At 73.1% G+C, this 26,953-nt stretch carries 37 protein-coding genes; 18 read left to right on the forward strand and 19 right to left on the reverse strand.

All coding sequences use genetic code 11. The features are described 5' to 3' along the window. Positions 1-21 precede the first annotated feature (21 nt). Both ASF78_RS21490 and ASF78_RS21495 read right to left on the reverse strand, forming a co-directional pair. Complete coding sequence (locus ASF78_RS21490; RefSeq protein WP_056594640.1) at positions 22-570, reverse strand: TetR/AcrR family transcriptional regulator; 549 nt, start codon at positions 568-570, stop codon at positions 22-24. A 61-nt stretch (positions 571-631) separates the two neighbouring features. Beyond that, positions 632-1,240 carry a class I SAM-dependent methyltransferase gene (locus ASF78_RS21495; RefSeq protein ID WP_056594643.1) on the reverse strand — a complete coding sequence of 203 codons (609 nt, stop codon included), beginning with the start codon at positions 1,238-1,240 and terminating at the stop codon, positions 632-634. Positions 1,241-1,296: 56 nt separating this feature from the next. Here ASF78_RS21495 and ASF78_RS21500 point away from each other — a divergent pair, with 56 nt between their 5' ends. Further along, positions 1,297-1,743, forward strand: coding sequence for a GNAT family N-acetyltransferase (locus ASF78_RS21500; RefSeq protein ID WP_056594646.1), 447 nt, complete (start codon positions 1,297-1,299; stop codon positions 1,741-1,743). A gap of 97 nt (positions 1,744-1,840) precedes the next feature. On the opposite strand, the gene ASF78_RS23200 is transcribed toward ASF78_RS21500, so the two are convergent. The 3 genes from ASF78_RS23200 to ASF78_RS21515 form a co-directional block, all read right to left on the reverse strand. Further along, positions 1,841-3,997 carry a DUF6055 domain-containing protein gene (locus tag ASF78_RS23200; protein WP_082495312.1) on the reverse strand — a complete coding sequence of 719 codons (2,157 nt, stop codon included), beginning with the start codon at positions 3,995-3,997 and terminating at the stop codon, positions 1,841-1,843. Between the two features lie 135 nt (positions 3,998-4,132). Beyond that, the gene (locus ASF78_RS21510; RefSeq protein WP_056594649.1) at positions 4,133-5,239 is read right to left on the reverse strand and encodes an AAA family ATPase; all 1,107 of its coding nucleotides are present in this window, start codon (positions 5,237-5,239) and stop codon (positions 4,133-4,135) included. A gap of 29 nt (positions 5,240-5,268) precedes the next feature. Then, positions 5,269-5,697, reverse strand: coding sequence for a nitroreductase/quinone reductase family protein (locus ASF78_RS21515; protein ID WP_056594652.1), 429 nt, complete (start codon positions 5,695-5,697; stop codon positions 5,269-5,271). Between the two features lie 58 nt (positions 5,698-5,755). Here ASF78_RS21515 and ASF78_RS21520 point away from each other — a divergent pair, with 58 nt between their 5' ends. Genes ASF78_RS21520 through ASF78_RS21530 form a run of 3 tightly spaced genes read left to right on the forward strand, consistent with a single transcriptional unit; the run spans position 5,756 to position 7,305 of the window. Beyond that, positions 5,756-6,163, forward strand: coding sequence for a type II toxin-antitoxin system VapC family toxin (locus ASF78_RS21520; RefSeq protein WP_056594655.1), 408 nt, complete (start codon positions 5,756-5,758; stop codon positions 6,161-6,163). 9 nt (positions 6,164-6,172) lie between these two features. Continuing rightward, entirely contained in the window at positions 6,173-6,754 is a 582-nt protein-coding gene (locus ASF78_RS21525) for a DUF664 domain-containing protein (protein ID WP_056594658.1), read from the forward strand. Further along, positions 6,751-7,305: a GNAT family N-acetyltransferase gene (locus ASF78_RS21530; RefSeq protein ID WP_056594661.1), complete on the forward strand. Its 555-nt coding sequence runs from the start codon at positions 6,751-6,753 to the stop codon at positions 7,303-7,305. Before ASF78_RS21525 ends, ASF78_RS21530 begins: the two co-directional genes overlap by 4 nt. Before the next feature lie 102 nt (positions 7,306-7,407). Here ASF78_RS21530 and ASF78_RS21535 read toward each other — a convergent pair whose 3' ends face one another. Further along, on the reverse strand, positions 7,408-7,980 hold the full coding sequence (locus ASF78_RS21535) for a hypothetical protein (protein WP_056594662.1): 573 nt from the start codon (positions 7,978-7,980) through the stop codon (positions 7,408-7,410). A gap of 214 nt (positions 7,981-8,194) precedes the next feature. On the opposite strand from ASF78_RS21535, the gene ASF78_RS21540 reads away from it, so the two are divergent. From ASF78_RS21540 to ASF78_RS21565, 6 genes are all read left to right on the forward strand, one after another. After that, positions 8,195-8,971: an SDR family oxidoreductase gene (locus ASF78_RS21540; protein ID WP_056594665.1), complete on the forward strand. Its 777-nt coding sequence runs from the start codon at positions 8,195-8,197 to the stop codon at positions 8,969-8,971. 101 nt (positions 8,972-9,072) lie between these two features. Continuing rightward, positions 9,073-10,317, forward strand: a complete 1,245-nt coding sequence (locus tag ASF78_RS21545; protein WP_056594667.1) for an MFS transporter — start codon at positions 9,073-9,075, stop codon at positions 10,315-10,317. A 49-nt stretch (positions 10,318-10,366) separates the two neighbouring features. Beyond that, positions 10,367-11,284 carry a metalloregulator ArsR/SmtB family transcription factor gene (locus ASF78_RS21550; RefSeq protein ID WP_056594730.1) on the forward strand — a complete coding sequence of 306 codons (918 nt, stop codon included), beginning with the start codon at positions 10,367-10,369 and terminating at the stop codon, positions 11,282-11,284. Further along, on the forward strand, positions 11,281-11,694 hold the full coding sequence (locus ASF78_RS21555; RefSeq protein WP_056594669.1) for an arsenate reductase ArsC: 414 nt from the start codon (positions 11,281-11,283) through the stop codon (positions 11,692-11,694). Before ASF78_RS21550 ends, ASF78_RS21555 begins: the two co-directional genes overlap by 4 nt. Continuing rightward, positions 11,691-12,920 carry an APC family permease gene (locus ASF78_RS21560; protein ID WP_056594672.1) on the forward strand — a complete coding sequence of 410 codons (1,230 nt, stop codon included), beginning with the start codon at positions 11,691-11,693 and terminating at the stop codon, positions 12,918-12,920. Before ASF78_RS21555 ends, ASF78_RS21560 begins: the two co-directional genes overlap by 4 nt. 161 nt (positions 12,921-13,081) lie before the next feature. After that, a complete protein-coding gene (locus tag ASF78_RS21565) occupies positions 13,082-13,261 on the forward strand; it encodes a hypothetical protein (protein ID WP_056594674.1) in 180 nt (59 codons plus the stop codon). On the opposite strand, the gene ASF78_RS21570 is transcribed toward ASF78_RS21565, so the two are convergent. The 5 genes from ASF78_RS21570 to ASF78_RS21590 are packed head-to-tail and all read right to left on the reverse strand — an operon-like array spanning position 13,258 to position 16,098. Further along, complete coding sequence (locus ASF78_RS21570) at positions 13,258-14,124, reverse strand: alpha/beta fold hydrolase (protein WP_082495306.1); 867 nt, start codon at positions 14,122-14,124, stop codon at positions 13,258-13,260. The two genes, ASF78_RS21565 and ASF78_RS21570, sit on opposite strands and share 4 nt — an antisense overlap. Before the next feature lie 22 nt (positions 14,125-14,146). Beyond that, positions 14,147-14,731 (reverse strand): TetR/AcrR family transcriptional regulator, encoded by a 585-nt coding sequence (locus tag ASF78_RS21575; protein WP_056594677.1) that lies wholly within the window; start codon positions 14,729-14,731, stop codon positions 14,147-14,149. A 25-nt stretch (positions 14,732-14,756) separates the two neighbouring features. Then, positions 14,757-15,131, reverse strand: a complete 375-nt coding sequence (gene crcB, locus ASF78_RS21580) for a fluoride efflux transporter CrcB (RefSeq protein WP_056594680.1) — start codon at positions 15,129-15,131, stop codon at positions 14,757-14,759. Continuing rightward, on the reverse strand, positions 15,128-15,577 hold the full coding sequence (locus ASF78_RS21585) for a CrcB family protein (RefSeq protein ID WP_056594682.1): 450 nt from the start codon (positions 15,575-15,577) through the stop codon (positions 15,128-15,130). The genes crcB and ASF78_RS21585 overlap by 4 nt, the downstream gene beginning before the upstream one ends. Beyond that, positions 15,574-16,098: a universal stress protein gene (locus ASF78_RS21590; RefSeq protein ID WP_056594683.1), complete on the reverse strand. Its 525-nt coding sequence runs from the start codon at positions 16,096-16,098 to the stop codon at positions 15,574-15,576. The genes ASF78_RS21585 and ASF78_RS21590 overlap by 4 nt, the downstream gene beginning before the upstream one ends. 52 nt (positions 16,099-16,150) lie before the next feature. Between ASF78_RS21590 and ASF78_RS21595 the strand changes: the two genes are divergently transcribed. From ASF78_RS21595 to ASF78_RS21600, 3 genes are all read left to right on the forward strand, one after another. Continuing rightward, positions 16,151-16,798, forward strand: coding sequence for an NADPH-dependent F420 reductase (locus ASF78_RS21595; protein ID WP_056594685.1), 648 nt, complete (start codon positions 16,151-16,153; stop codon positions 16,796-16,798). Between the two features lie 124 nt (positions 16,799-16,922). Next, positions 16,923-17,072: a hypothetical protein gene (locus ASF78_RS22565; RefSeq protein ID WP_156374281.1), complete on the forward strand. Its 150-nt coding sequence runs from the start codon at positions 16,923-16,925 to the stop codon at positions 17,070-17,072. Next, entirely contained in the window at positions 17,072-17,911 is an 840-nt protein-coding gene (locus ASF78_RS21600) for a bifunctional 2-polyprenyl-6-hydroxyphenol methylase/3-demethylubiquinol 3-O-methyltransferase UbiG (protein WP_056594687.1), read from the forward strand. Before ASF78_RS22565 ends, ASF78_RS21600 begins: the two co-directional genes overlap by 1 nt. On the opposite strand, the gene ASF78_RS21605 is transcribed toward ASF78_RS21600, so the two are convergent. Both ASF78_RS21605 and ASF78_RS21610 read right to left on the reverse strand, forming a co-directional pair. After that, positions 17,884-18,528 (reverse strand): response regulator transcription factor, encoded by a 645-nt coding sequence (locus ASF78_RS21605; RefSeq protein WP_056594690.1) that lies wholly within the window; start codon positions 18,526-18,528, stop codon positions 17,884-17,886. The two genes, ASF78_RS21600 and ASF78_RS21605, sit on opposite strands and share 28 nt — an antisense overlap. Then, positions 18,525-19,718, reverse strand: a complete 1,194-nt coding sequence (locus tag ASF78_RS21610) for a sensor histidine kinase (RefSeq protein WP_056594691.1) — start codon at positions 19,716-19,718, stop codon at positions 18,525-18,527. Before ASF78_RS21610 ends, ASF78_RS21605 begins: the two co-directional genes overlap by 4 nt. 143 nt (positions 19,719-19,861) lie before the next feature. On the opposite strand from ASF78_RS21610, the gene ASF78_RS21615 reads away from it, so the two are divergent. After that, positions 19,862-20,914 carry an NAD(P)-dependent alcohol dehydrogenase gene (locus tag ASF78_RS21615; protein ID WP_056594694.1) on the forward strand — a complete coding sequence of 351 codons (1,053 nt, stop codon included), beginning with the start codon at positions 19,862-19,864 and terminating at the stop codon, positions 20,912-20,914. A 90-nt stretch (positions 20,915-21,004) separates the two neighbouring features. On the opposite strand, the gene ASF78_RS21620 is transcribed toward ASF78_RS21615, so the two are convergent. After that, positions 21,005-21,715, reverse strand: coding sequence for a TetR/AcrR family transcriptional regulator (locus ASF78_RS21620; RefSeq protein WP_056594695.1), 711 nt, complete (start codon positions 21,713-21,715; stop codon positions 21,005-21,007). A 108-nt stretch (positions 21,716-21,823) separates the two neighbouring features. Between ASF78_RS21620 and ASF78_RS21625 the strand changes: the two genes are divergently transcribed. Both ASF78_RS21625 and ASF78_RS21630 read left to right on the forward strand, forming a co-directional pair. After that, on the forward strand, positions 21,824-22,549 hold the full coding sequence (locus tag ASF78_RS21625) for a hypothetical protein (protein ID WP_056594698.1): 726 nt from the start codon (positions 21,824-21,826) through the stop codon (positions 22,547-22,549). 119 nt (positions 22,550-22,668) lie between these two features. Then, a complete protein-coding gene (locus ASF78_RS21630) occupies positions 22,669-23,385 on the forward strand; it encodes a YqjF family protein (RefSeq protein WP_056594736.1) in 717 nt (238 codons plus the stop codon). A gap of 4 nt (positions 23,386-23,389) precedes the next feature. Here the strand turns inward: ASF78_RS21630 and ASF78_RS21635 are convergent, their stop codons facing one another. The 5 genes from ASF78_RS21635 to ASF78_RS21655 all read right to left on the reverse strand — a co-directional run bounded on the left by ASF78_RS21635 (position 23,390) and on the right by ASF78_RS21655 (position 25,962). Next, a complete protein-coding gene (locus ASF78_RS21635) occupies positions 23,390-23,584 on the reverse strand; it encodes a helix-hairpin-helix domain-containing protein (RefSeq protein ID WP_056594701.1) in 195 nt (64 codons plus the stop codon). 74 nt (positions 23,585-23,658) lie between these two features. Further along, entirely contained in the window at positions 23,659-24,372 is a 714-nt protein-coding gene (locus ASF78_RS21640; protein ID WP_082495308.1) for a PadR family transcriptional regulator, read from the reverse strand. Positions 24,373-24,481: 109 nt separating this feature from the next. Next, positions 24,482-25,189 carry an SDR family NAD(P)-dependent oxidoreductase gene (locus ASF78_RS21645; RefSeq protein ID WP_056594703.1) on the reverse strand — a complete coding sequence of 236 codons (708 nt, stop codon included), beginning with the start codon at positions 25,187-25,189 and terminating at the stop codon, positions 24,482-24,484. 90 nt (positions 25,190-25,279) lie between these two features. Continuing rightward, positions 25,280-25,672, reverse strand: a complete 393-nt coding sequence (locus ASF78_RS21650) for a VOC family protein (protein ID WP_056594739.1) — start codon at positions 25,670-25,672, stop codon at positions 25,280-25,282. After that, entirely contained in the window at positions 25,672-25,962 is a 291-nt protein-coding gene (locus tag ASF78_RS21655) for a helix-turn-helix transcriptional regulator (protein ID WP_056594706.1), read from the reverse strand. Before ASF78_RS21655 ends, ASF78_RS21650 begins: the two co-directional genes overlap by 1 nt. A gap of 110 nt (positions 25,963-26,072) precedes the next feature. On the opposite strand from ASF78_RS21655, the gene ASF78_RS21660 reads away from it, so the two are divergent. Together ASF78_RS21660 and ASF78_RS21665 are read left to right on the forward strand one after the other, a co-directional pair. Next, positions 26,073-26,438, forward strand: a complete 366-nt coding sequence (locus ASF78_RS21660) for a YciI family protein (protein WP_082495310.1) — start codon at positions 26,073-26,075, stop codon at positions 26,436-26,438. After that, complete coding sequence (locus ASF78_RS21665) at positions 26,435-26,785, forward strand: YciI family protein (RefSeq protein ID WP_056594712.1); 351 nt, start codon at positions 26,435-26,437, stop codon at positions 26,783-26,785. Before ASF78_RS21660 ends, ASF78_RS21665 begins: the two co-directional genes overlap by 4 nt. The last annotated feature ends 168 nt before the right edge of the window (positions 26,786-26,953 follow it).

Raw genomic sequence — 26,953 nt, forward strand, 5'->3', positions numbered from 1 at the left:
AGGTTCAGGGATCGGGTGCGGTCAGAGCGGGTGGCGGATGCCGGCCGAGACGATGGACGCCCACTCGTCGGGGACGTCGTCGATGCCGGTCGTGACGATCAGGTGGCAGAGCTGCCCGAACGCGATGAAGCGCTGGACCGCGGAGTCGCTCGCGCCCGACCGGGTCTTGGCCAGACGGACCACCGAGGCCAGGCCCGTCCGCAGCGCCTGCCCGATCTCCGGGATGTCGGCCACCGACTGGGCGTGGACCTGGAGCATGAGCAGCGACCGGTCGCTGATGAGCTCGGCGTAGGCCCCGCCCATCGCGTCGAGGACCGCGTCGGGGTCGGTCTCCCCCGACTCGTCGGCGCCGATGGTCAGGCTCTCGACGATCTGCCGGAAGCAGTCCTCGAGCGCGGCGACGAACAGGCGCTCCTTGCTGGGGAACAGCTTGAACACGTAGGCGGGCGAGATGCGGGCCGCTCGGGCGACGTCCGCAATCGTCGTGCCGTGGTACCCGCCGCGGGCGAACTCGCGCACCGCACTGGCGGTGACGACGGGGATCCGCAGCTCGGCGGTGCTCAAGATCATGTGAGTGACTGTACAGTCACTCTCTCCGGTGCACAACCCCAGAGGCCGTCGCTGCACTCCCTCACCGGGTCGCCGCGAACTGCTCGACCAGCCGCCACCGCGATGCGACGGTCTCCACGGGCGTGAGCCCTGCCTGCTCCACGAGCAGCAGCGGGCGCCGCCGGTGGTGCTCCCCCGCGTGGTCCGGCGTCACCCGGTCGAGCACCCGCTGGACGCCGCGGCCGAGCCGTGCCGAGGACTCGACGTGGTCGGCCATGAGCAACCGACCACCCGGCCGGAGCACCCGCGCGAGCTCCCGCAGCACCGCGAGCTCGTCGACGACGCAGCACATCGAGAACGTGCACACCACCGTGTCGAACGAGGCGTCGGGCAGGCCGAGGTGCGCGGCGTCGGCCTGCACCACCCGCACCGGGACACCGACGGTCGCGGCTCTCGCCGAGGCCGCCCGCAGCATCGCCGGGCTCACGTCGACGATCGTCAGGTCGGTGACCTGACCGGCGTAGTAGGGCAGGTTCGCGCCGGTGCCGACGCCGACCTCCAGAGTCCTGCCGGACACCCGCTCGGCGATCCAGCGGCGGGCGGGCGCGAACAGGCGGGGCTCGAGGAACGCCGTGGTCCGGTCGTAGTTGGGCGCCTGCCCGTCCCAGTACTGCGCCCGCGTCACGCTCATGGTGCTCCAGGCTGCCACCGCTCCCCCGTCCGGCACAGCCCGGATACCGTGCGGGCATGTTCCGCGAGGCGCGACCGGACGACCTGCCCGACCTCCTGCGGCTGTACCGCCAGCTGCACCCGGCCGACGCGATCCCGGAGGATGCCGCCGCGGTGTTCCACCAGATCCTCGCGTCACCGGGTCTGCACCTCTTCGTCCTCGAGGTCGACGGGGCCGTCGTCGCGACGACGTACCTCAACGTCATCCCGAACCTGACCCGCGGAGCGTCCCCCTACGCGGTCGTCGAGAACGTCGTCGTCGACGAGAGCCTGCGCGGCCGCGGGCTCGGCAAGCAGGTGATGGCCGGCACCCTGGCCGCTGCGTGGGCTGCCGACTGCTACAAGGCGATGCTCCTGACCGGCTCGCGCAGCCCGGCGACGCACGCGTTCTACCGGTCCTGCGGCCTGTCCGGCGACGCGAAGACCGCCTACGTCGCGCGACCACCGGACGCCGTCCCGCAGTGACCTCGGTCGACCGGTCGCCGGCCTGCCGCCATCACGGTCCGACCGGTCCGGTGTCGGCACCCCCGGACCGGCCGGGCCTGCACGCCCGGCCGGCGACTCAGCGAGCCGCGCAGCTCACGGACGTCGCTTGCGACGAGCCCGTGCCCTGGAACCCGATCTCGACGCTGCCACCGGCGGCAACCCGGGAGTTCCACGCCGACGGGCCCAGGGTCAGGGGTGCCGCGCTCAGGACCTCGCTGCTCCAGTGGTGCACGACGGCGCCGGACGGCAGGCCGATCGAGACCGCCCAGCCGTCGATCGCCTGCGACCCGGCGGTGACCCGGACCGTGGCGACGAAGCCGCCCGGCCAGGTGCTCGTCACCGTGTAGGCGGCTGTGCAGGAGCGACCGGCGGGGGCTGTCGGGGTCGGCGTGGGCGTCGGGGTGGGGGTTGCCGTCCGCGTCGGTGTCGGGGTGGGTGTCGGGGTGGCCGTGGGGGTCGGCGTGACCGTCGGGGTCGGAGTCGGGGTCACCGTGCCCGTGATCGCCAGCTCCGCGCTGGTGAAGCGGCCGTGCGCGCGGTTCACGTCCGTCTCGCCCGCGCCGCCGTCGCACCGCCGGTCGGGGTTGAACGTGAGGTAGGTGCCGGACGTGCACGTGCCCGACGGCTCGGCGTCACCGCCCACGACGGCCGTCCCGCCGATGGAGACCCCGCCCTGGATGAGCGCCGAGTCGCGCACGACGGCGCTGCCGCTGACCGTGCCGCCGTCGTTGACCCAGGCCAGACCCTCGATCCGCGCGGTGCCGCTGACGGTCGAGCGGCCGTAGACGGCGGCGTTCGGTCCGACGTACGCGGTCGACGCGACCGACGCGCGCGAGTCGACCCACCCGCCTCCGTTGGCGTGCCAGCGACCGCCACCGGGTGCGGTGCCGCGCGTGAACCCAGGCTCGTGGCCGGACGGCAGGGCGCCGTCGATGCGGAACTCGAAGGGGTACCGGAAGTTCTTCGGGTAACCGTCGAGGAACCCGTGCTTGGGGACGGCGGTCGGGGTGCCGGACACGACGAGGTACACCTGCTCACCGGCGCGCGTCTGGAACGTGGCCTCGGTGTCGGTGCCCTGCGTGACCGGGCTGTACCGGGCGACGCCGCCGGTCACGCCGACGAACCCGTACGACCAGCCGGAGCCGCCGTTCGGGTCGACGTGACCCTTGAGGTGCAGCCGGACGAGCGCGCCCGAGGACGACGGGACGAGCTTGATCTTGGTGTAGCCGAACGCGCCGGGGGCGATCCCGTCGGGCACCGCGAAGTGCTGCTGGGAGGCGTTCACGGCCTCGACCTGCACCAGGCTCTGCGGCACGACGAACGGGTACAGCCGGTTGATGAACGGCGTGACGTCGGCAGCGTTGGCGTAGTCCCAGGTGACATTCCGCATCGCGTACTGCGCGATCTCCGCGCCGAGCTGGTCCTGCGTGAGTCCCGCGATGCGCTTGTACGTCTCCAGCGGGTGCTCGGTGCTGCGCGCCTCGTTCCAGATGCGGTTGAAGAACGCCAGGCCGCGCTTCTCGGTGATGGACTGCAGCAGCATCCAGGCGCCGTAGTGGTGCCGGCTGGACGAGTACGGCAGGTTCTCGGTGCGGATGAAGCGCGTGAGGTCACCGGCGCCCTGACCAGGCAGGGCTTGCATCGCCATGAACTCGGCGCTGCTCTCCCAGAACGTGCCGGCCGACGCGTGCGTGAACCCGACGCCGGACCGGCCGAGGAACGTGTAGTTCTGCAGCACGTGCGCGAGCTCGTGGACGAGCCCCCACGACCCGGGCTGCGCGGCGCCGGGCGCGAGGTTGATGACGCCGACGCGGCCGTCGGTGGAGCCGCCCGTCGCCCAGGCGTTGAGGTTCGGGTTGCTGGACCAGGTGTTCGTGATGATGACGATGATCTTGTGCTGGGCGAGCAGGCCCGTCTCGGGCGTGAACCTCATGTCGTCGATGTAGAACGAGTACGCGCTCTCGAGCTCGCGCAGCACGTTCGCCGGGTCGAACCGGTACGCGCTGGGCGCCGTGGTGGGCGACGTGCCCGACAGCTCGCCCCACAGGACGACGAAGTTCTCCGACTCCGCCTTGCGGTTGTCCGCCCACGCGACCTCGTTGGTCGTGCGCCAGCGCTCGGGGATCCAGACGGTCTTGTCGGCGGCCTGCGCCGGGGTCGCGAGCAGCGGGACGAGGAGGAGGGTGAGCGCGAGAAGCACCGCGCGGAGTCGTGCGGGACGGACGAGCGGCATGACGACTCCCTGGTCGGACATCCGGACTGCGCGACCGTGGCATGCCGGACAGCCGTCCGACTACCCGACGAAACGTTATAGCGGTAAGCGCGATCCGGGCGGGTCGCGCAACGTCGGTCCGGTCGTTCGGCGCAGTCAGCGCTTCGGCCACGTCCAGGCCGGCCCGTCGAGCACGCCGGCACCCTCCACCGCGGTCGCGCCCGCCCCCTTGGTGAGCTCGATCGTCGTGGCGTCGGCCGTGCGCAGCGCGCGGACCAGGTCGCCGGCGTGCGTCACGACGAGCACCTGCGACCGCTCGGCGGCGGACGCGACGAGGGCACCGACGGCGGGCATCAGGCTCGGGTGCAGGCTCGACTCCGGCTCGTTGAGGACCAGGAGGTCCGGGGGGCGGGTCGCGTGCGCCGCCGCGACGAGCAGCAGGAACGTGAGGGTGCCGTCGGACAGCTCCGCCGCGGAGAGCGGTCGGCGCAGGCCTGGCTGCGTCATCGCGACCCGGCACACGCCGTCGTCGTCCTCGGTGACGACCAGCCGGGAGCCCGGGAAGGCGACGTCGACCGACGCCTGCAGCGCGTCCGCGTCGCCCGTCCGCTCGATGGTCAGCAGCGCCGCGGCGAGGTCGTCGCCGGTCGGCGACAGGACGGGCGTGAACGTCGCGACGCCCGGGCGACGAGCCGGGCTGTCCGCGTCGGTGCGCAGGTGGTCGTAGAAGCGCCAGCGGCGGGCCTGCTCCCGCAGCGCGAACAGGTCGGGGGTGGCCGCCGGGTCCGCGAGCAGCGCCATCACCGACTCGTGGGCGTTCACGGTCAGCGGCACGGTCGTCCAGGCGCCCGCGTCGTCGCGCGTCCGGACGCGCGACCCGGTGCGCTCCGTCAGGACCGTCGACGGGCGCAGCACCGGACCTGCCCAGACGACCTCGGACTTGATCTCCGGGTCGAGCGTGAACGGTCCCAGCTGTGGCAGCCCGAGGTCGATCGCGTAGGAGAGGTCCTCCGTCGCGACCCCCAGCCGGACCGCGACCGGCCCGTCCGACCGGCGGCCGGCGTGCACCGCGGAGCGCATCCCGCCCTCGCGCGCGAGGGAGGAGACGGCACCGTCGCGCGCGACCTCGGCGAGCAGGCGCAGGGCCCGGTACACGCTCGTCTTGCCGCTCCCGTTGGCGCCGGTGACGACCGTCAGGGCACCGAGCCCCACGGTCAGGGAGCGCAGGCTGCGGTACCCCTCGACGGCAAGAGTCCTGATCATGGCGCGACCCTAACCGGGGCCGCTGACGCTCAGACCGGCTCGAGGAAGACGACCGGGATGACCCGCGACGTGCGCTCCTGGTACCGCGCGTAGTTGGGCAGCGCCTCGACGATCCGCGGCCAGAGCTCCTGCCGCTCGTCGGGCGTCGCCACGCGCGCGACCATCGGGACGGGCGGTCGACCCGTGAGCGACACCGTCACCTGCGGGTGGTCGCGCAGGTTGAGGAACCAGGCCGGGTGCTCGTCGTTGCCTCCCGCCGACGCGACGACCACCAGGGTCTCCCCGAACGTGAGCGGAGCGGTCAGCATCGACGACCGCGGCCTGCCCGACCGACGCCCGACGGTCACGAGCTCCAGCGAGGGCAGCCCGACCAGCGTCCCGCCGAACCGGCCCCCGCTCACCTTGACGCCCGCGCGATGGAGCCAGCTGAGCGTTCTCATCACGACGGTGCTGGTCATACCCCGATGAGAACACGGATCCTCGCCTGGTGTCGGACCCCGGTGCGACGATGCCCGGATGACCAAGTTCGTCGTCGACGCGGGCGCTGCCCTCCGGCTCGCAGCGACCGACGCACCGCTGCCCGCCGCCCACGAGCTCCTCGCACCGACGCTCCTGCGGTCGCAGGCGCTGTCCGCGATGCACGAGGCCGTGCACCGCGGCGAGCTCTCCGCCGCGGACGCGCGCGAGCGGCTGGCGCGACTGAACCGGACGAAGATCCGACTGCTCGGCGACGGCGTCCTGCGCAAGGTCGCCTGGACGGTCGCCGACGAGCTCGGCTGGGAGTCGACGTACGCCGCCGAGTACGTCGCGCTGACCCGGCTGCAGGCGGACTACCTGGTGACGCTCGACGACGAGCTCGCGCGGGCCGTGCAGGGCGTCGTGCCGACCGCACCGTTCGACGCGCTCCTCGACCCACGGTCCTAGGGTGCAGGGATGGAGGACTACTGGTGGGAGCCCCCGATGGCGGGCACCGAGCTGGAGCACCTGGTCGGCGCCCTCGAACGGCTGCGTGCGACGTTCCGCTGGAAGGTCGACGAGCTCGACGCCACCGGGCTCAGCGCCCGGATACCGTCGTCGGACCTCACCCTCGGAGGCCTGCTCAAGCACCTCGCTGCCGTGGAGGACCTCCAGTTCACGGTCAGGCTGACCGGCGGGCGGATCGGTGAGCCGTGGGAGTCCACCGAGTGGCGGGGGGACAACGACTGGCTGTTCAGCACGGCGGCCGACGACACCCCCGACGAGCTCTACTCGTACTGGGACGGCGCCGTCCGCAGGTCCCGGGACCGGCTCGGTGCGGCCCTGACGGCCGGAGGGCTCGACCACGCGGTCGACCTGGCCGACTCCGACGGCAAGCCCGCGAACCTGCGCCGGCTCCTGTTCGACCTCGTCGAGGAGTACGGGCGGCACACCGGGCACGCGGACCTGCTGCGGGAGGCGGTCGACGGGCGCGTCGGCGAGGACCCGCCGCCCGGCTGGCAGGCGGTGTCGGGCCGGTTCGGACCCTCCGCCCGGTGAACGTCTCGCTCAGCCCCTGGTCGACCTCCGACGCCGACTCGCTCACCGTCGCCGTCGGGGAGAGCCCCGAGCTCGCCGTCCAGCTCGGGGAGGAGGTCGGATCGCGTGCCGCAGCCCGCACGTACATCGCGCAGTACCTCACCGACGACGACGGGACGGTCGCGTTCGCGATCCGGGTCGACGGCGTCGCGGTCGGCCACGTCGCGCTCAGCCACATCGAGCGCCGGAACGACTCCGCGTGGGCGTCGTACTGGGTGACCGCGAGCCGGCGCGGGCACGGGTTGGCCTCCCGCGCGCTCGCCACGATCGCCGCCCACGCGTTCGACACCCTCGGCCTGTTCCGGATCGAGCTCGGGCACCGCGTGAACAACCCGGCGTCGTGCCGGGTCGCCACCGCGGCTGGGTTCGCCGCCGAGGGCATCGAACGGTCGAAGCTGCGCTACGGAAGCGACCGGTACGACGTCGAGACGCACGCCCGGCTGTCCACCGACCCGAGGCCGCCGATCGAGCTGGTGCCGATCGTCGGGGCGGCGGTACGAGCCGGCCGCTGACGGTCCGGACGTCGACCGCTCACACCGGTCCGGACGTCGACCGCTCACACCGGTCCGGGCGTCGACCGCTCACACCGGTCCGGGCGTCGACCGCTCACACGGTCAGAAGTCGCCGCCGCCGAAGTCGCCCCCGAAGTCGCCGCCGAACCCTCCGTCGAAGCCGGTGTCCCCGCCCGCGTCCGCGGCGACGTCCCCGCCACCGTCGGCCGCGGGGTCGGTGCCGCCCCCGTCCGACAGGTCGAAGAAGCTGTCCGCGATGGCGGTGCCCACGAACGCCCCGGCGACGCTGGCCAGCAGGCTGCCGGCGAGCATCCCGCCCATGCCGACACCACCGCCGCCGAACCGGTTCTCGAGCGTGCCGGGCGCGCGCATCTCGGCGCGGGTCGCCATCCGGGCGAGGGCGCGCGGGTCGTCGGACTGCGCCCGCTCGGCCTCGGGCACGTCGTGCGCGAGCCCGTCCAGCACCTGCCGACGCTGCTCGGGCGTGAGCTGCGCGAAGGCCTCGGCGTGCGCCTGCTCGATCGCGTCGGGTGGCGCCGTGCGCAGCAGGTAGCGGTAGCGCTCGACGGCCGCCTCGTCGGAGGTCGGCCGGTCGCCGTACCGGCCTGACGGCTGCGCGGGCGGCTGGTCGCTCGGCTGGTCGTCGCGACCCAGGAACCGGTCGAGGAATCCCATACGTCTCACCTCTCGTGTCGGTTCCTGGTCCAACGCGGCTGCCGCTCGACGGGTTCCGACGGGCGCCCCGACCGGGTCGTGGCGCTACCCGGCGGGTGACGACGGGCGACGGGCCGGGAGGCCGTGTCGTCACGCCGCCCGACGGGAATACCGATGGCCTGCACGTCCGTGTGCTGTCAGAGTGACGCCGCCCGATCCCTTGGAGGTTCAGCACATGCCCGCTCTCGACGGACGCGTCGTCCTGGTCACCGGCGCCAGCCGGCGCATCGCGATCGGCGCCGGGGTCGCCCGCCGCCTGGTCGCCGACGGCGCCACGGTGCTCCTGCACTCCTGGTCGCCGCACGACGCGGAGCAGCCGTGGGGTGCCGACGAGGGCGGGGTCGAGGCGCTGGTCGACGAGCTGCGCGCGGCGGGCGGGACCGTCGAGCACGTGTCGATGGACCTCGCCGACCCGGCAGCCCCGCACGCGCTGGTCGACGCCGCGCACGACGCGTTCGGCCGCCTGGACGCGGTCGTCGCCAACCACGCGCGCAGCTCCGGGCAGAACCTGGAGCAGCTCACCGCCGCGGAGATCGACCTGTCCTACGCGGTGAACACGCGGGCCACCCTGCTGCTCGTGCAGGCGTTCGCGGCGCGCCACGACGACGCTGCCGGCGGGCGCGTCGTCGTCTTCACGTCCGGTCAGTACCGGGGTGCGATGCCCGACGAGCTGCCGTACATCGCGTCGAAGGCCGCTCTGCACGAGCTGACCGCGAGCCTCGCGGTGCACCTGATGCCCCGCGGCATCACGGTCAACTGCGTGAACCCCGGCCCGAACGACACCGGCTACGCCGACGACGCCGCGCGTGCTGCCGTGAGCGCCCACAGCCCCGGCGGGCGGTGGAGCACCCCGGCGGACACGGCCCGCCTGATCGCCTGGCTGCTCAGCGACGAGGCCGACTGGGTGACGGGTCAGACGATCGCGTCGGACGGCGGGTTCTCGTCGCTCTGAGCACCTGGGCTCCCCGGGCGAGGGGTTCGTCGGCTGGTACCGCGACGCGGCAGACAATCAGGTGTGACCCGTACCGGCCGACGCACTACCGTCTGGCCATCGTGAGCCGGATCCTGGACACCGTCGTCCCTCGCAGGCTGGGCACCGGGTTCCGGTGGCTGCTGGCCTCGTCGTGGAGCACGAACCTCGGCGACGGGCTCGTCCTGGCGGCCGGTCCGCTGCTGGTGGCGTCGCGCACGGACGACGCGTTCCTCGTCGCGCTGGCGGCGCTGCTCCAGTGGCTGCCGCCCCTGCTGTTCGGGCTGTGGGCCGGTGCGGTGACGGACCGGCTGGACCGCCGGCGGCTGGTGATCGTCGTCGACTCGTTGCGGACCCTGGTCCTGGTGCTGCTCGCCACGGCGGTCGCGGTCGACGTCGCGACCATCTGGCTCGTGCTCGTGGCGATGTTCGTCCTGGGCACCGCGGAGACGTTCGCCGACAACGCGTCGAGCACGCTCGTGCCGATGCTGGTGCAGCGCGACGACCTGGCCCTGGCGAACAGCCGGATCATGGCCGGGTTCGTCACCGTCAACCAGCTCGTCGGTCCGCCGCTGGGGGCGTTCCTGTTCGCCGTCGGGCAGGCGTGGCCGTTCGCGGCCGAGGCCGTGCTGGTCGCCGCGGGCGCGGTGCTGGTCTCCCGGGTGGTCCTGCCTCCGCACCGGGCCGAGAAGCACGCGACACAGATCCGGCACGACATCGCCGAGGGCGTCCGCTGGGTGCGCCACCACGCGGCGGTGCGGACGCTGGTGCTGACGATCCTCATCTTCAACGTGACGTTCGGCGCAGCCTGGTCGGTGCTGGTCCTGTACGCGCGGGAGCAGCTGGGGCTGGGGGCGATCGGGTTCGGGCTCATCACGACCGTCATGGCACTCGGCGGGCTCGTCGGGACCGTGTCCTACGGCTGGATCACGCGTCGCGTCAGCCTGGCGAACCTCATGCGGATCGGCCTGATCATCGAGACCCTCACGCACCTGGCCCTCGCCCTGACGACGACCCCGTGGTTCGCGCTGGTCGTGTTCTTCGTCTTCGGCGCGCACGCGTTCGTGTGGGGGACGACGTCGGTGACGATCCGGCAGCGGGCGGTGCCGAGGCAGCTGCAGGGGCGGGTCGGCAGCGTGAACCTGGTGGGCGTGTTCGGCGGGCTGGTGGTCGGCGCCGCGATCGGTGGGCTGCTCGCCCAGCGCTACGGCGTGACGGCGCCGTTCTGGTTCGCGTTCGTCGGGTCGGCGATCTTCGTCGTCCTCATCTGGCACCAGCTCCGGCACGTCGCCCACGCCGACGAGCAGGACGCACCGGCGCCGGCTTGACCACTGTATCGAACTTCTTCAATATAGACCCGTGCCCACGTCGACCGCGATGAGCGCTCCCGCAGCCGAGCAGGTCGCGCGGACGCTCAAGGCCCTCGCAGATCCCCTCCGCGTGCGCGCGCTCTCCCTCATCGCCGCCAGCCCGCGGGGCGAGGTGTGCGTCGAGGACGTCAGCGCGCTCACCTCGGTGTCGCAGCCGACGGTCTCCCACCACCTGAAGGTCCTGAGGGACGCAGGGCTCGTCACGGCCGAGCGCCGCGGCACCTGGGTCTGGTACCGGCTCGCACCCGAGCACCGCCCTGCGGTCCGCGCGGTCCTGGAGGCCGCCGACGACGTCGACCCGCAGCCGACGGGGACGCTGCCGGACCTGGACCACCACCTCGACCGCGTCGCCGCCGGCCTCGCACCGCGCTACCCGACGATCGACGCCGCCCGGGTCCAGGACGTCGTCCGCGACTCCTCGACGGCGCTCGCCCGGACCTCCGGCCTGAGCACCCGGCTGGTCTCCCTGACGGAACGGTTCGCGCGCCAGCGCCTGGACGACCTCGTGCGGATCGAGGGCGGCACGACGATCCCCCGCGTCCTGTTCGTCTGCGTCGCCAACGCCGGTCGTTCACAGCTCGCCGCCGCCCTGCTCCAGCGCTACGCCGGCGGCACGGTCCTGGTCCGGTCGGCCGGGTCGGCACCGGCCGCCGCGATCCACACTCACGTCCGGCCCGAGCTGAAGGCCCTCGGCGCCGACGGGTACCCCAAGCCGCTCACCGACGACGCCGTCCGCGCCGCCGACGTCGTCGTGACGATGGGCTGCGGCGACGTCTGCCCGGTCTACCCCGGCACCCGCTACGAGGACTGGGCCGTCGGCGACCCGGCGCTCGCCTCCCCCGAGGGCGTCGCGGCGATCCGCGCCGACATCGACGCCCGCGTCCGATACCTGCTCACCACACTCGACATCATCGGAGCACCATGACCACGCCCAGCGTCCTGTTCGTCTGCGTCCACAACGCCGGCCGCTCCCAGATGGCGGCCGGGTTCCTCACCGCGCTGTCCGGCGGGGCCGTCGAGGTGCGCTCCGCAGGGTCGATGCCCGCCGACCAGGTGAACCCCGTCGCCGTCGACGCCATGGCCGAGGTCGGCATCGACATCCGCGCCGAGGAGCCGAAGGTGCTGACCACCGAGGCCGTGCAGGCCTCGGACGTGGTGGTGACCATGGGCTGCGGCGACGCGTGCCCGTACTTCCCGGGCAAGCGGTACGAGGACTGGGTGCTCGAGGACCCGGCCGGGCAGGGCCTCGACTCCGTCCGGCCGATCCGCGACGAGATCCGCGGCCGGATCCTCACGCTCCTGGACGAGCTGGGCGTGGAGCCCGTCGGCGCGTGACCGCCCTCGTCCGCCGGCTGCGCGTCACCGACGCGGTCGTCGTCGGGCTCGGCGCCATGCTCGGCGCGGGGGTGTTCGCGGTGTTCGCGCCCGCCGCGCAGGCAGCCGGGGCGGGACTGCTGATCGGGCTCGGGATCGCCGCGGTCGTCGCCTTCTGCAACGCGACCTCGTCCGCCCGCCTGGCGGCGCAGCACCCGGAGTCGGGCGGGACCTACGTGTACGCCCGGGAGCGCCTCGGACCGTTCTGGGGGTTCCAGGCGGGCTGGTCGTTCGTCGTCGGCAAGACCGCGAGCTGCGCGGCGATGGCGCTCACCTTCGCCAGCTACGCCGCACCCGGGCACACCCGCCTCGTCGGGGTCCTCGCCGTCGTCGCCGTCACCGCCCTGAGCTACCGCGGCGTCCAGCGGTCCGCCCGGGTGAGCCTCGTGATCGTCGCCCTCACACTGGTCGCGCTGGTCGTGGTCGTGGTCGCGGCGCTGACGGGCGGCACCGCCTCGACCACCAACCTCACCGGCGTCGACCCCGGCGGGATCCTGCAGTCCGCGGGCCTGCTGTTCTTCGCGTTCGCGGGGTACGCCCGGATCGCGACGCTCGGCGACGAGGTCGTCGACCCGCGCCGCACGATCCCGCGCGCGATCCCCCTCGCCCTCGGGATCGTCCTCGTCGTGTACCTCGTCGTCGGTGTGAGCGCCCTCCTCGCCGTCGGCCCCGACGGGCTCGCCGCGACCGCCGCCCCGCTGCGCGCCGTTGTCGAGGCCGGGTCGTGGGCCGCCCTGAGCCCCGTCGTGCAGGTCGGCGCGGCCGTCGCGTCGCTCGGCGCACTGCTTGCTCTGGTGCTCGGGGTGTCCCGCACAACCCTGGCGATGGCGCGACAGCGCGAGCTGCCCCCGGTCCTCGCCGCCGTCGACCCGCGGCACGGAGTGCCGTATCGGGCCGAGCTCGCCGTCGCGGCCGTCGTGATCGTGCTCGTCGCCACCCTGGACGTGCGGGGGGCGATCGGGTTCTCGTCGTTCGGCGTGCTCACCTACTACGCCCTGACGAACGCGTCCGCGCTGCGGCTCGCACCGCACGAAGGGCGGCCGCCGCGGTGGGTGTCGGTGCTGGGGCTGGTCGGCTGCACGGTCCTCGCCGTGACCCTGCCGCTGCCGTCGATCCTGGGCGGCCTGGCCGTCGCCGTCGCCGGCGCGATCACGTGGGCGATCCGACACCGCCGCACACGGACCTGAGCGCCGCCACGCCGAACTCGTCGGTCCCAGTCGAACTCGTCGGTCGCAACGCGCGAGTTCGGCATGGAGCGACGAGTTCGGCGTGGAGTGACGAGTTCGGCGCGCGGCGAGAAACAACCCGCCGCCCGCCGTCGTTGAGCACGGTGAGAGGGGGATCACCGATGACGACCGACACCACCTGGACCGACCCACGCGAGCAGATCGAGGCCGTCGTGATGATGGCCAACGGTCGTCTGGCGCCGCGGTCGTTCGCGGACCGCGCGGCCGCCGAGGCGTGGGCGCGACCAGACCTGGGAGACGAGGTCCTCGAGCGCAACCTCGTCTGCTCCTGCGACAGCTAGCTCACGTGGGCGACGATCCGCTTGATCGTCTCCTCGTCGCGCAGGATCCGCCGGTGCCCGAGCCCGTCGCTCATCACGAGCTCCGCACCGGGCCAGGCGCGGGCGATGCGGGCGCCGTCGGCGTGGTCGGCCTCCTTGTCGTCCCGGTCGCTGAGTACCAGCGTCGTCGGGAGCGGTAGTCGCGTGTTGGCGGCCCGCAGCGGCACGTCGAGGTCGGCCAGCCGGCGCGACGCGAGGACCTGCATGCGGACCTCGAAGCGGTGCCGGGTGCGTTCGCTGAAGCCGAGGGTGTGCGCGAAGCCCTCGATGTAGGTGGTCGGGTCCGCCAAGGGGGTGACCAGGACGAGGCGCTCCGTCGAGGTGCCGTCCAGGACGGCGAGCGCGCTCGCGGCGGCGCCCATCGAGTGGCCGACGACGGCACGGGCGGGACCGTGCGCGGCGATCACGGTGTCGAGGGCGGTCGACATCTCCGGCAGCGTCGTCCGTCGGCCCCCGAGCTCGCCCGGGCCGGACTCGCCGTGGGCGGGCGCGTCGTAGGCGACGACGCGGAGGCCGGCGTCGACCAGGGGCCCGACGAGCGAGCGCAGCTGCCCGCGGTGGCCGCCCCAGCCGTGCACGAGGTAGACGGTCGGGCCGTCGCCCCAGATCTGCCCGGCGATCGGCCCGGTGCGGAACGCGATGCCGCCGGGGATCGTCGTGCGGTCCTTCGTGCGGGCGGGCGTGCACCAGAGGCGCAGCGCTCCGCGGGCGACGAGCTCGGGGGCGACGCGGTCCAGCGCGCCGACGACCGAGCGGACCGCGGGCGGGATCGGCGGCAGTTGTGTACGAACGGTCGTGCTTTTTTCGCTCGACGGTGCGGCCATGGCAGGTTCCTCCAGGGTGGGATCAGCGCAGGAGCGACTGGAGCAGCCGCTCGAAGGTGTACCGGGTGTGGGCCTCGGCGGCCGGATCGTGCAGCAGCCTGCACGCGTGGAAGTGCGCAAGCATCAGGCCGTGCAGGTCGTGCGCGAACTGCTCGGGCGCGAGGTCGTCGCGGAACGCCCCGTCCTTGGCGCCGGAGCGGTACATCTGGGCGAGCGAGTCGAGCAGGTCCCAGTGGTCCTTGACCACCAGGTCCCGGACCGGCCCGGGCTGGTCGTCGAACTCCGCGGCCGCCGAGACGAACAAGCAGCCGGACGCTCCCGACGACGACGTGACCAGCCACCGCTCGAACAGGGTGCGGACCCGCGGCTCCCCGCGCGGGGCCGCGAGCGCCGGCCGGATCACCTGGTCGACGAAGTGCTCGCGCGCGCTGCCCAGGACCGCGAGCTGGAGCGCCTCCTTGGAGCGGAAGTGCGCGTACAGCCCGCTCTTCGACAGGCCGCTCGCGCTGGCCAGCGTGCCGATGGTCAGACCGGCGACGCCGAGGCGCCCGGCGATCTCGACCGCCTGGTCGATCACCGCCTGCCGCGTGGCGTCGCCTTTACTCATGGGACATGAATAGCACGGTCGTGCGTCATAGCGCCATGATGCCGACTCCGACGGACGCGGCGCCGAGGCACAGCAGCAAGGACCCCAGGGCATTGACGGTCGCCCGTCGCAGCTCGCCCGCCTGGATCAGCCTCACGGTCTCGACCATCGCGGTCGAGAACGTGGTGTACCCCCCGCAGAAGCCCGTGGCGCCCAGGACCAGCCAGCGCGGCCCGAGGCCGTGGTACATGCTCGCGCCGGTGAGCAGGCCGATCAGGAACGAGCCGCTGACGTTGACCACCAGGGTGGCCAACGGGAAGACGCGCGTCCAACGGGAACGCACCGAACCGTCGACGACGAACCGCGTCGCCGCACCGATCCCGCCGAGCAGGGACACCAGCGAGACCAGCAGCAGACTCACGGCGCCTCGTCGGGCAGAGGCAGACGCTCGTGACGCCACCGGTGGTGCCGGGCAGCGACGGCGACACCGGCCACGCACGCGAGCAGCCCGAGCACCACGCTCAACCCCCCGTACACCAGCGCCAGGGTCACCTGACCGTCCGCGAGCAGCCGCTCCATCTCGATGGCCAGGCTGCTGAACGTCGTGAACCCCCCGAGCACCCCGGTCCCTGCGCCCAGCCGGATCACCTGGCCTCGCCGAGACTCCTGACCCCGCCGCAGCAGGACCTCCAGCAGCGCCCCGAGAAGGAGCGACCCCAGCAGGTTCTCGACGAACGTCGCCGTCGGCCAGCCGCTCGACGAGGTCCCGACCGTCTGCGTCAGGGCCCAGCGCGCGGCAGTCCCCACGGCACCGCCGACCGCGACGACCGCGATCAGGCGCGGGTCGAGGTGGGGCGACCCCGTCACGGGTGCTCCTCCACGGCGAGAGGCACGATCGTGACCGGCACAGGCTGGGTGTGCGCCAGGCGGCCTGCCGTGGACCCCCCGATCAGGTGGTTCATCCAGCCACCGATCCCGGGGCGCCGACTGCCGACGACGATCAGCACGGCGCCTGTCTCCCGCGCGACCCGGGCCAAGGCCCGTGACGCCTCGCCGACGGAGTAGACGAACCTCCACGGGACGCCCACGTCGTCGAGGTCCGCCGCGAGCTTCTCGCTCAGCGCCGTCTCCGCGACGCCGCTCCCCTCCTCGCTGTCCGCGTGGTCAGGGTCCAGCGGGGTCGTGACGAGGGTGCCGTCGGGCTCCTCGGCGACGAAGCTCCGCGCCGGGTCCGCCCAGACGCAGACCAACGACGCGCGCATCGTGTGCGCCAGGGTCACGGCCCTGCGGACGACCGTCGGCGACTGGTTCGGCAGCACCCCGACGACCAGGGTCGGGGCATCGGGCTCCGCCGTGCCGTGCCACGGGTGCGGGGCAGAACGGGTCACCTGTCGAGGCTACGCGGGAACACCAGCCGGGACGCGGAGGTTGCCCACCACCATGACCACTATCGGATTCATCGGCGCCGGCCACATCGGTGGCGCCCTCGCGCAGCTCGCGATCGCCCGGGGCTACGACGTCGTCGTCAGCAACTCCCGCGGCCCGGAGACCCTGACCGACCTGGTGGACCAGCTGGGCGACCGGGCGCGCGCCGCCACGTCCGCGGAGGCGGCCGAGGCCGGTGACGTGGTCGTCGTGACCATCCCGACGAAGAACGTGCCGGACGTCCCGGTCGAGCCCCTGGCCGGCAAGGTCGTCATCGACACCAACAACTACTACCCGCAGCGTGACGGGCAGATCCCCGCCCTCGACGACGAGTCGACGACCGTCTCGGAGCTCCTGCAGACGCACCTGCCGCAGTCGCACGTCGTCAAGGCGTTCAACCACATCGCGTCCGGCGACCTGTCCACGCAGGGCGTCCCCGCCGGGACGCCGGACCGCCGCGCGCTCGCGGTGGCCGGCGACTCGGACGAGGCCCGTGCCGCGGTGGCCGAGCTGATCGACGAGCTCGGCTTCGACACGGTCGACGTGGGCCCGCTCGCGGAGGGCTGGCGCTACCAGCGCGACACCGCGGCGTACGTGCAGCGGTTCGACGCGGACGGGCTGCGCGCCGCGCTGGCCCAGGCGGTGCGCTACCGCGACATGTGAGAAGGACGGCCTGCGCTCCCCTCCGGGCGCAGGCCGTCCCGTCACGTCGCAGGAGGCCCTGTGACGGTCCCTGATACGTCATTTCCCTCGCCGGGGGCATCGGGCCGGACGTAGCGTCCGGCTCATGGACCTCCCCCGAGACCACACGATCCGCGAGCGCAGCCACCGGATCCTCGACCCGTTCACCTCTGCGCTGCACCTGACGCCCGGCACCACGCTGCTCGGCGTCGGGACCGCCGGGACCGGCGTCGACCTCAGCACGGTGCGGACCTGATGGACCCGTCGGCCGTGCAGGCCTACTACGCGGCGAAGAGCCACCACGAGCGCGACCGGCTGCTCTCTGCGGAGGGGCTCCTCGAACGCGTGCTGACCACGCGGCTCCTCGAACCCCACCTGGGTGAGCCCGGTCGCGCGCTCGACCTCGGCGGCGGCACCGGCCCGTACTCGGTGTGGCTCGCGGAGCTCGGCTGGGACGTGACCCTGGCGGACCTCTCCCCCGAGCTGCTCGCCATCGCCGAGTCGTCGCTGCCCGCCGGGACCGTCCGCGAGGTGGTCCAGATCGACGCCCGGGACCTGTCCCGCTGGGGCGACGCCACCTTCGACGCGGTGCTGAGCCTCGGCCCGATGTACCACCTGACGACGGCCCCCGACCGCGCGCTCGCCGCGGCCGAGCTCGCGCGCGTCACCCGACCGGGCGCGCTGGTCGCCGTGGCGCTCATGCCGCGGTACGTGTCGGTCCGACGGTTGCTGTCGCTGCCCGACGAGCGTTGGCAGCTGGCCGACCGGGCGTTCCAGGACCGGCTGCTCGACGACGGCGTGTTCGAGAACGCGGTGCCCGACCGGTTCACGCACGTGTACGGCGTCGAGCCGGCGGACGTGGCGCCGTTCTTCGAGTCGCACGGCTTCTCGACGGTGTCGCTGGCGTCCACGCACGGCTTCCTCACGGGCGTCGAGGACGGGTTCGAGGCGCTGCGCGTCGAGCACCCCGCCGCGTACGGACAGCTGCTCGACCGGCTCGTCGCGACGGCGTCCGACCCCGGGGTGCTCGCCACCGCCGGGCACCTGCTGTACGTCGGGCGGCGGCGTCAGCTCCGGACGAGCCCCGACTCGTAGGCCGCGATCACCAGCTGCACCCGGTCGCGGCAGCCCAGCTTGCGCAGCGCCTCCGAGACGTGGGACTTCACGGTCGGCTCGGCGATCCAGAGCTCCGCGCCGATCTCCGCGTTCGACAGGCCGCGCGCCACCGCCCGCAGGATCTCGAGCTCCCGGGGCGTCAGGTCGGCGATGCCCGTCACCTGGACGGGGGTCGACCGGGCGGTGAAGTCCTCGACCAGCCGCCGGGTGACCGTCGGCCCCAGCAGCATCGAGCCCTCCGCGACCATCCGCACCGCCTCGACCAGCCGCTCCGCCGTCACGTCCTTGAGCAGGAAGCCGCTGGCCCCCGCGCGCAGGGCGTCGTAGACGTACTCGTCCAGGTCGAACGTCGTGAGGATCAGGACGCGGGTCGACGGGTGCTCCACGCTGATCCGGGCGGTCGCAGCGATCCCGTCGAGGACCGGCATCCGCACGTCGACCACGGCGACGTCGGGCTTCTCGACGGCGACGAGCCGCAGCAGCTCCCGCCCGTCCTTCGCGGCACCGACGACCTCGAGTCCGGGCGCCGCCCCGATGATCGCTGCGAACCCCTGCAGCACGACCGGCTGGTCGTCGGCGACGACGACGCGCGTCACGCGGGCACCTCGATCTCCAGCACGAACTCCCCGTCGACGACCACGGCCGTCATCGTGCCACCCAGAGTCTCGACGCGTTCGCGCATGCCGATCAGGCCGCGACCCGGTTCGGCCGCCGTTGCTGCCGCGTTGGTCATCCGAAGTCCGACGTGCGCGTCGGACTGCGACCGGCTGACGGTGGTCAGGCTCCCCGGGGCGTGCCGACGGGCGTTGGTCAGCCCCTCCTGGACAGCGCGGTAGAGGACGTAGCCCGCGGCCGACGGCACGTCGCGCCACCGGCCGTCGAGCACGACCGACTGCCCCGCCGCGACGGCGGAGGCCACCAGGTCGTCGACGTCGCACGCCGTCGGCTGCGGGGCACGCTCGCTCTCGTCCGACGTGCGCTGCAGGACGACGAGCACCTGACGCAGCTCCGTGAGGGCCTCGCGGGCGTCCGCCGCGATGTCCGCGAGGACCGCTCGGGCGTCGTCGTTCAGGTCGGGGTGGAGGAACGGCGCCGACTCCGCGCGGACCGCGACGAGGGACACGTGGTGCGCGACGACGTCGTGCAGGTCCCGCGCGAGGCGTGCCCGCTCACCGGCCAACGACTCGACCTCGAGCGCGTGCTGCTCGGTCACCTGGGCCGCGACGTGCCGGAATCTCGCCCGCCGCTCGGCACCGACCGCGGCGGCGAGGCCGACGGCGGCGGTGAACACGACGACGTGCGCGGCGAACACCACCCACTGGAAGACCGGGCCGCTGCCCGTGCCCGCGTTCACCAGGCCGATCGGGAGCACCGACTCCGCACCCGACCCGCAGTAGTAGGCCCCGATGGCCACCGCCACGGCCCACGGCAGGACCGCCCTGCGCACCCCGTCGACCGCTGCGACGACGGCGACCGCCATCGTGCCCAGCCACCAGCCGTACATGAACCACCCGGCCACCGGCACGAGCACCCACGGGACCAGTGTGAGCAGCGTCGCCCACCCCGGGGACCACCGCGCGAGCAGCACGCCGAGGACGACCACCGCTCCCGAGGCGAACGTGAGGCTCAACCCGACGACCCCCCACTCGTCGGCCGCGTCCTCCAGGCCGAGAAAGCTGTAGGGGGGCGTGATCATCAGGAAGGCGCCCACGACCGTCGCGAAGATGGCCGGCGTGACCCAGGCCCGCCACACGAGGACGGGCTGGGCGGGCGCGGTGGCGGTCATGGCGCCATGGTGACCTCTGCCGGGGTCGTGGGACCTCAGCCACGCGACGGAGATCGGTCTCCTCCTCACGTCGCCGGTCGCCACCTCGCCGACCGCGGGCGCATCATGGACGCAGCCACCCGCACGTCCCCGAGGAGTTCCCCGTGTCCCTGACCGTCCCCGCCCTGCTCACCGCGTCCGCCGGCGCACCCTTCGAGCGCGGCACCGTCGAGCGCCGCGAGCTGGGCGAGCACGACGTCCTGATCGACATCGCGTACGCCGGCATCTGCCACTCCGACATCCACCAGGCCCGCGAGGAGTGGGGCAAGGCGATCTTCCCGATGGTCCCCGGCCACGAGATCGCGGGTGTCATCTCCGCGGTCGGCTCGGCCGTGACCAAGCACGCCGTGGGCGACCGCGCGGGCGTCGGGTGCTTCGTCGACTCCTGCCGCGAGTGCGAGATGTGCCTGGCCGGCGAGGAGCAGTTCTGCGAGAAGGGCAACGTCCCCACGTACAACGGCAAGGCGTACGACGGGTCGCCCACGTACGGCGGCTACTCGACGCAGGTCGTGGTCGACGAGAGCTACGCGCTGCGCATCCCGGAGGGCATCGCGCTGGACGTCGCCGCGCCGCTGCTGTGCGCCGGGATCACCCTGTACTCGCCCCTGAAGCACTGGGGTGCGGGTCCCGGCAAGAAGGTCGCCATCGTCGGCATGGGCGGGCTCGGGCACATGGGCGTCCAGCTCGCGCACGCGCTCGGCGCCGAGGTCACCGTGCTCAGCCAGTCGCTGTCCAAGCAGGCCGACGGGCTCTCGCTGGGCGCCGACCACTACTACGCGACGAGCGACCGCCAGACCTTCCGGGACCTGCGCAGGTCGTTCGACCTGATCATCAGCACCGTCGGCGCGGACATCGACGTCGACGCGTACCTGTCGCTGCTGCGCTTCGAGGGGTCGCTGGTGTTCGTCGGGCTGCCCGAGAACAAGCAGTCGTTCCGCGTCTTCTCGCTCACCGGTGCCCGTCGGAACCTGTCCGGGTCCAACATCGGCGGCATCCGCGAGACCCAGGAGATGCTCGACTTCTGCGCGTCCCACGGGATCGGCTCGGTCATCGAGACCATCACGGCCGACGACGTCGACAAGGCCTACGACCGCGTCGTGAACAGCGACGTCCGCTACCGCTTCGTCATCGACACGTCGACGATCCCCGCCGGCTGACCACCTGGCCGCCGAGCTCGTCACTCCCGGCCCAGCTCGTCTGTTGCAACCGACGAGCTCGGCCGCAGGTGACGAGCTCGGCGGTTGCGACTAGAGCGCGCGCAGACCGAGCGTTGCGACGACCTCTCCGAGCAGCTGCTCGTAGTACGCGTCCGCCGGCATGACCAGCGGGCGGAGCTGGCCGAAGACCTCCATCACCGTGAAGCCGTGGACGCGGACGAACGCGTCGACGGCCAGCGCGATCGCGGGTGCGGGCAGCGGGTAGGACTGCCGGGCGGCCAGCGCGTCGAAGCCCGCGGCGGTGCCGTCGTCGAGGGTCGACGCCCGCGCGGTGAGCACGCCCTCGTCGACGAGACCACGGTCGTACGCCGTTGCGTAGAGCCCCATGATCCGGCTGCCCGGCCGCACCGCGACCGCGATCGTGCGCTCGGCGGGCGCGCGGTACCCGGGCACCGGGGCGCCGAACGCGAGGCCGAACTGCGCGGGGTGCGCGAGCGACCACGCCCGGTACGCACGCAGCCCGGCGGTGATCGCCCCGGGGAGGTCGTCGGCGGCCACCGCGTCGACGGCCGCGTCCACCGCGTCGGCGTGCTCGGTGAACGCCTCGACCAGCAGCTCGGTGAGCAGGTCGTCGCGGCTGTCGACGTAGCGGTAGAGCGCGGACACCGCGATGTCCAGGTCGCGGGCCACCGCGCGCAGGGTGACCCCCTCGACCCCGGCCCGCTCCAGGTGCGCGCGCGCGGAGCGCAGGATCGCGTCGGTCGTCTCCTGACGACGGCGCTCACGGACGGTGCCAGCCATCCGGGCAGCATAAGTGAGAACACTGTTCTTGACTTCTCGCCGGCGCGCGAGAACACTGTTCACACAAGAGAGAACAGTGTTCTCGTTTCCGTCGTCCAGGAGCCCGCCATGGTCAGCGACCGCCGCACCGCCGCCTTCTCCCTCCTCGCCTCCGGCACCCTCGCGCTCGTCGCCAGCATCGGTCTGGCCGTGACCTTCGGCTGGCCCGACGTCCTCGGCGCCCCCGCCGACGAGGTGCTGCCCGCGTTCGCCGAGATCGCGTCGACCGTCCAAGGGCTGTTCCTCCTGCAGCTCGCCGGCAGCCTCGTGCTCATCCCCGGCGCCCTCGCACTGCACCTGCTGCTCGCCCGCAGTCGCGGCACCGACGCCGCCCTGCTCACGGTCACCGCGTTCGGCGTGCTCGCTCCCGTGATCCAGAGCCTCGGCTGGATCCGCTGGCCGCTCGTCGTCCCCGGCCTGGCCGACCGCTACCTCGACCCGTCCGCGACGGCCGAGACCGTCGCGGCCACCGCCGCCACCTACGAGCTGGTCAACGCGTACGCCGGCGGTGCCCTCGGCGAGAACCTGGGCTGGCTGCTCCAGGGCGTGTGGGCCGTCGGGCTCGGTATCCTCGCGTGGCGCGCCGCCGACGTCGCCCCCGTCTGGCTGCGCCGCACGCTCGCCGTCGTCGCCGTCGCCTGGACCGTCACGCTGGTCCCCGCCGGCTGGCTGGGCTCCGAGCCGCTGACCACGATCGGCACCTCGGTCTACTCGGTCTGGTACCTGGCCCTGCTGGTCCTGGGCATCGTGCTGCTGCGCGCCCCGTCCCGAGAGCGCACCCTCACCCACGCCTGAGCCAGCCGCGCCGAGCTCGTCGCTTCGGGCCGAGCTCGGTGGTCGCAACCGACGAGCTGGGCCGCAACCGACGAGGTCGGCCGCAGGCGGCCGGCCCGGCGCGCGTCTACCGTGGCCGGGTGGATCCCATCCGGACCGTCGCACCTCCGTTGCGCGGGCGGGTGATCCTGTCGCAGGACTGGGTGCGGGCCAGCTTCCTGCACTGGCGGGTGCCGCCCGAGACCGTCGCACCCCTCCTTCCGGCGGGGACGCGGCCGGACGAGTTCGACGGCTCGTCGTGGGTCGGGCTCATCGCGTTCCGGATGGAGCGGTTCACGCTCGTCCCCGGGCCGGCCCTGCCGTACATCGGCGACTTCCCCGAGATCAACGTCCGGCTCTACACGGTCGACGACGAGGGCCGGCGCGGCGTGCTGTTCCGGTCGCTGGAGGCGTCGCGGGCGCTGACCGTGCTCGGCGCCCGGACGGTCATGAACGTGCCGTACCAGTGGGCGCGGATGTCGATCCGGCGGTCCGACGACGCCATCGACTACCGCTCGACCCGGCTCACGGGCGCCCGGCCGTCGTCGCGCATCGTGGTGCGACCGTCCCGCGATGCCGTCCTCGACGACCCGCTCGCCGACTTCCTCACCGCGCGCTGGGGCATGCACACGGTGCTCCGAGGACGGACCCGGTTCGTGCCCAACGAGCACGAGCCGTGGCCGCTGCGGCGGGCGACCCTGGTGTCGCTCGACGACGAGCTCGTCGCGGCCGGCAGGCTGCCCGGGGTGGCGTCGCGCCCACCGGACTCGGTGCTCTACTCGCCGGGCGTGCACGCGCGGTTCGCGATGCCGCAGTAACCCGTCAGTCGGTCGAGGCCAGCGCCTCGCGCAGGAGCCGGATCGCCTTCGGCCCGACGCCGTGCAGCCGGAGGAGCTCGTCGAGGTCCCTGTCGCGCACGTCGTCGAGCGTCGCGATCCCTTCCAGCGCCAGCGCCGCCGTGGCGGGCCGGCCGATGCCTCGGGGCAGCGGCGTGGGTGGTGTCGTCGGGTCGGCCATGGGTCGAGATCCTGCCACCGGCACCGACGAAATGCCCCGCAGCGGGTGCTGCGGGGCGCCTCGTCGGGGGTGCGTCAGTCCTGCGGCGTCGGGTCGCCCGCGAGGATCAGGTACAGGTCACGGCGTGCGCGGTCGAGGACCTCGAGGGCCTTCGTCGCCTGCTCGTCGGTGCCCGTGCGGGCGACCTGGTGGGCCGCCGCACCGAGCGCCTCGAGCGCTCCCCGGAGTGCGCGGCCCGGTGAGGCCGGCCGGTTCGCGGCGTCCTCCCACGGGCTGCCCAGCTGCTCGGCGTTCTGGGTGACGTAGGTGCCGCCCGCCTCGGTGAGCGTGGCCATCTTGCGGCCGGACTCGGACGTGATGGCGATGAGGCCCTCGTCCTCGAGGAGGTTGAGCGCCGGGTAGATGGCGCCCGGGCTGGGCCGCCACGTGCCGCCCGACCGCTCGCCGATCTGCTGGATCAGCTGGTAGCCGTGCATGGGCTCCTCGGCGAGGAGCAGCAGGATCGCGGCGCGGATGTCGCCACGTCCGGCGCGTCGGCCGGGACCGCGACCACGGCCGCCGGGGCCGAAGCCGGGACCGCCGAACCCACGGGGTCCGCCCGGGCCGCCGGGGCCGAAGCCGCGGTGGCCGTGCTCGTGCGGGAACGCACCGCGAGGGCCGCCGCGGCGGGGGTCGAAGCCCTCCTCGTAGGGGGCGTCGGGGAAGTCGCCGCGACGGCGACGGGTGCGGCCGCGCTCGGCGGTCGGGTCGGGGGTGGTGCTGCGGAAGGGGTGGTGGGGGTGTCGCATGAGGTGTCTCCTGACGATGTGGGCCTCCGGGAGGTCGTGCGATCTCGACCGGATGATCTAAAGATATATCGTCGATCTATCTTTGACAACCCCTAGCGATACATCGGTCTCAGAGCCGCGCGAGCACCGCCCCGCCGTGGACGCCGAGCACCTGCCCCGTGGTCCAGCCGCCCTCCGGCGACGCGAGGTAGGAGACAGCCGCCGCGACCTCCTCGACCGTCCCCGGCCGGCCCATCGGCACGCGCGCCAGCCGCCGCGCGTACTCGGCGTCGTCCAGCCGTCCCGCCCAGAACTCCGTGTCGGGCACGAAACCGGGCGCGACCGCGTTGACGGCGATCCCGTCGGCGGCCACCCGGGCAGCGACGCCGGTGACCCAGGAGTTGACCGCCGCCTTCGCCGCGCCGTACGAGCCCGCGCCGCGCAGGGCGGCCACCGAGCTCATCGCGATGATCCGGCCGCCCGGCCGTGTCATCGCGGGCAGCAGTGCCTCGCCGAGCAGGACCGTGGTCAGCACGTTCAGCCGGAACTCGTCGACCCACAGGTCGGCGGTCGCCGCGAGGCTGCCGTCCCGCCGTTCCAGCGAGCCGCCCGCGTTGAGCACCAGCACGTCGACCGCGCCGAGCCGCTCCGCCAGCGCGGCCACCTCGTCGGGGTCCCGCAGGTCAGCGACCTCCACACGCATGACGCCCGCGGCGGTCTCCTCCAGCACCTCCCGACGCCGTCCGACGATCACCACGTCGTCCCCGTCGGCCACCAGCCTGCGCGCCACCGCGCGCCCGATGCCCGTCCCGCCGCCCGTCACCACCGCTGTTCTCATCGGTCCACCGAAACACCGTCGTGCGGCTGTGTCGACAGGGACGGCCGGCGCGCGTCACCGGCGCGGCACCGCCGACGCGGCCCCGTCGGCTCAGCCCTTCATCTGCGCGATCTGGATGAGGTTCCCGCACGTGTCGTCGAGGGTCGCGACGACGACAGGACCCATGTCCGTGGGCGGCTGCACGAACCGCACCCCGAGCGCGGTGAGCCGCTCGAACTCCGCCTGGATGTCGTCGACGCCGAACGACGTCGCAGGGATGCCGTCCTCGACCAGCGCGGCCTTGTACGGGCCGACCGCGGGGTGGCCGCTGGGCTCGAGGAGGAGCTCGACGCCGTCCGGGGCGGCCGGCGAGACGACGGTGAGCCAGCGGTCGTCACCGCCCAGCGGGATGTCGTTCTTCACCTCGAACCCCAGGACGCGGGTGTAGAAGTCGAGCGCCGCGCTCTGGTCGTCGACGAACACGCTGGTCACGGTGATGCGGATCATGGGGACTCTCCTTGGTCGGGGACGGGCCAGCGGGTGGCGATCTGCCGCAGCGGCCCGGTGTCGAGGTGGTGGAACTTGTAGCGGCCCTCGCGGCGGACGGTCACCAGGCCGACCTCCTCGAGCACCTCGAGGTGCTGCGAGACGGCCTGCCGGGTGGATCCGAGCCCGTGCCGCATGGTCAGCCGGGTGCACAGCTCGAACAGCGACTGCCCGTCACGGTCCTGGAGCTCGTCGAGGATCGCGCGACGCGTCGCGTCGGCGAGGGCCTTGTAGACGTCCGCTGCCACCGGTCATGTATAGGCAAGTCAACACTTGCCTGTCAAGGTCTGTCGATTCGGGGAACCCTCGCGCGTCATGACCCCGACAGGCACAGTGGGCACATGAGGGAGATGACGACATGACAGACCGGTGGACACTCTTGCTCTGGGGCGACGAGGACGTCTGGGAGAACGCGACGCCGGAGACCCAGGAGCGCGCGATGGGCGAGCACGGGGCGTTCTCGGAGGCCTGCGAGGCCCGCGGCTACCGCATCCTCGGCGGTGAGGAGCTGGGCTTCTCGAAGAACGCCGTCACGGTCCAGCGCCCGGAGAGCGGCGACCTCACGATCACCGAGGGCCCGTACGTCGAGCTCGCCGAGCACCTCGGCGGCTACTACGTGATCGAGACCGACGACGTCCAGGGCCTGGCCCGGCTCGCCGGGGAGCACCTGCTGACCGACGGTGGCGGCATCGAGCTGCGCCCGGTCGTGGTGCACGACGCATGACCGCGCAGACGTTCGTCGTCCTCATGTACGCCACCGAGGGCGACTGGGACAACGCCGACGAGGCGACCAAGGCCGAGTACTACCGGCAGCACGGCGACTACGACGACCGGGCCGCCGACTTCGGCGTGACGTTCCTGGCCAGCGAGGCGCTCCAGCCGGTGGCCACCGCCGTGACGCTGCGCCGCTCGGGCGACGACGCCGAGATCACCGAGGGACCGTTCGCGGAGACGGTCGAACAGCTCGGGGGCTTCTACCTGGTCACCGCACCCAGCCGGGAGGCCGTGCTGCAGCACGCGATGCTGCTGCCGGAGTACTCGATCGAGGTCCGGGAGATCGCGCAGATGTAGGGCGGCGCCCACCGGCCGTCCGCTACGTTCGACGCCGTCGACGGAAGGTGGGCGCGTGACGCGGATCGTGGAGATCAGCGCGGAGGGTGTGGCGGGGGTTCGCGCGGATCTCGTCGCGACGCGCGACGCGTTGGACCGGCTGGGTCCGCTGCGGCACCGGGCGTCGGC

This window comes from Cellulomonas sp. Leaf334, assembly GCF_001424195.1.
Lineage (GTDB): Bacteria > Actinomycetota > Actinomycetes > Actinomycetales > Cellulomonadaceae > Cellulomonas.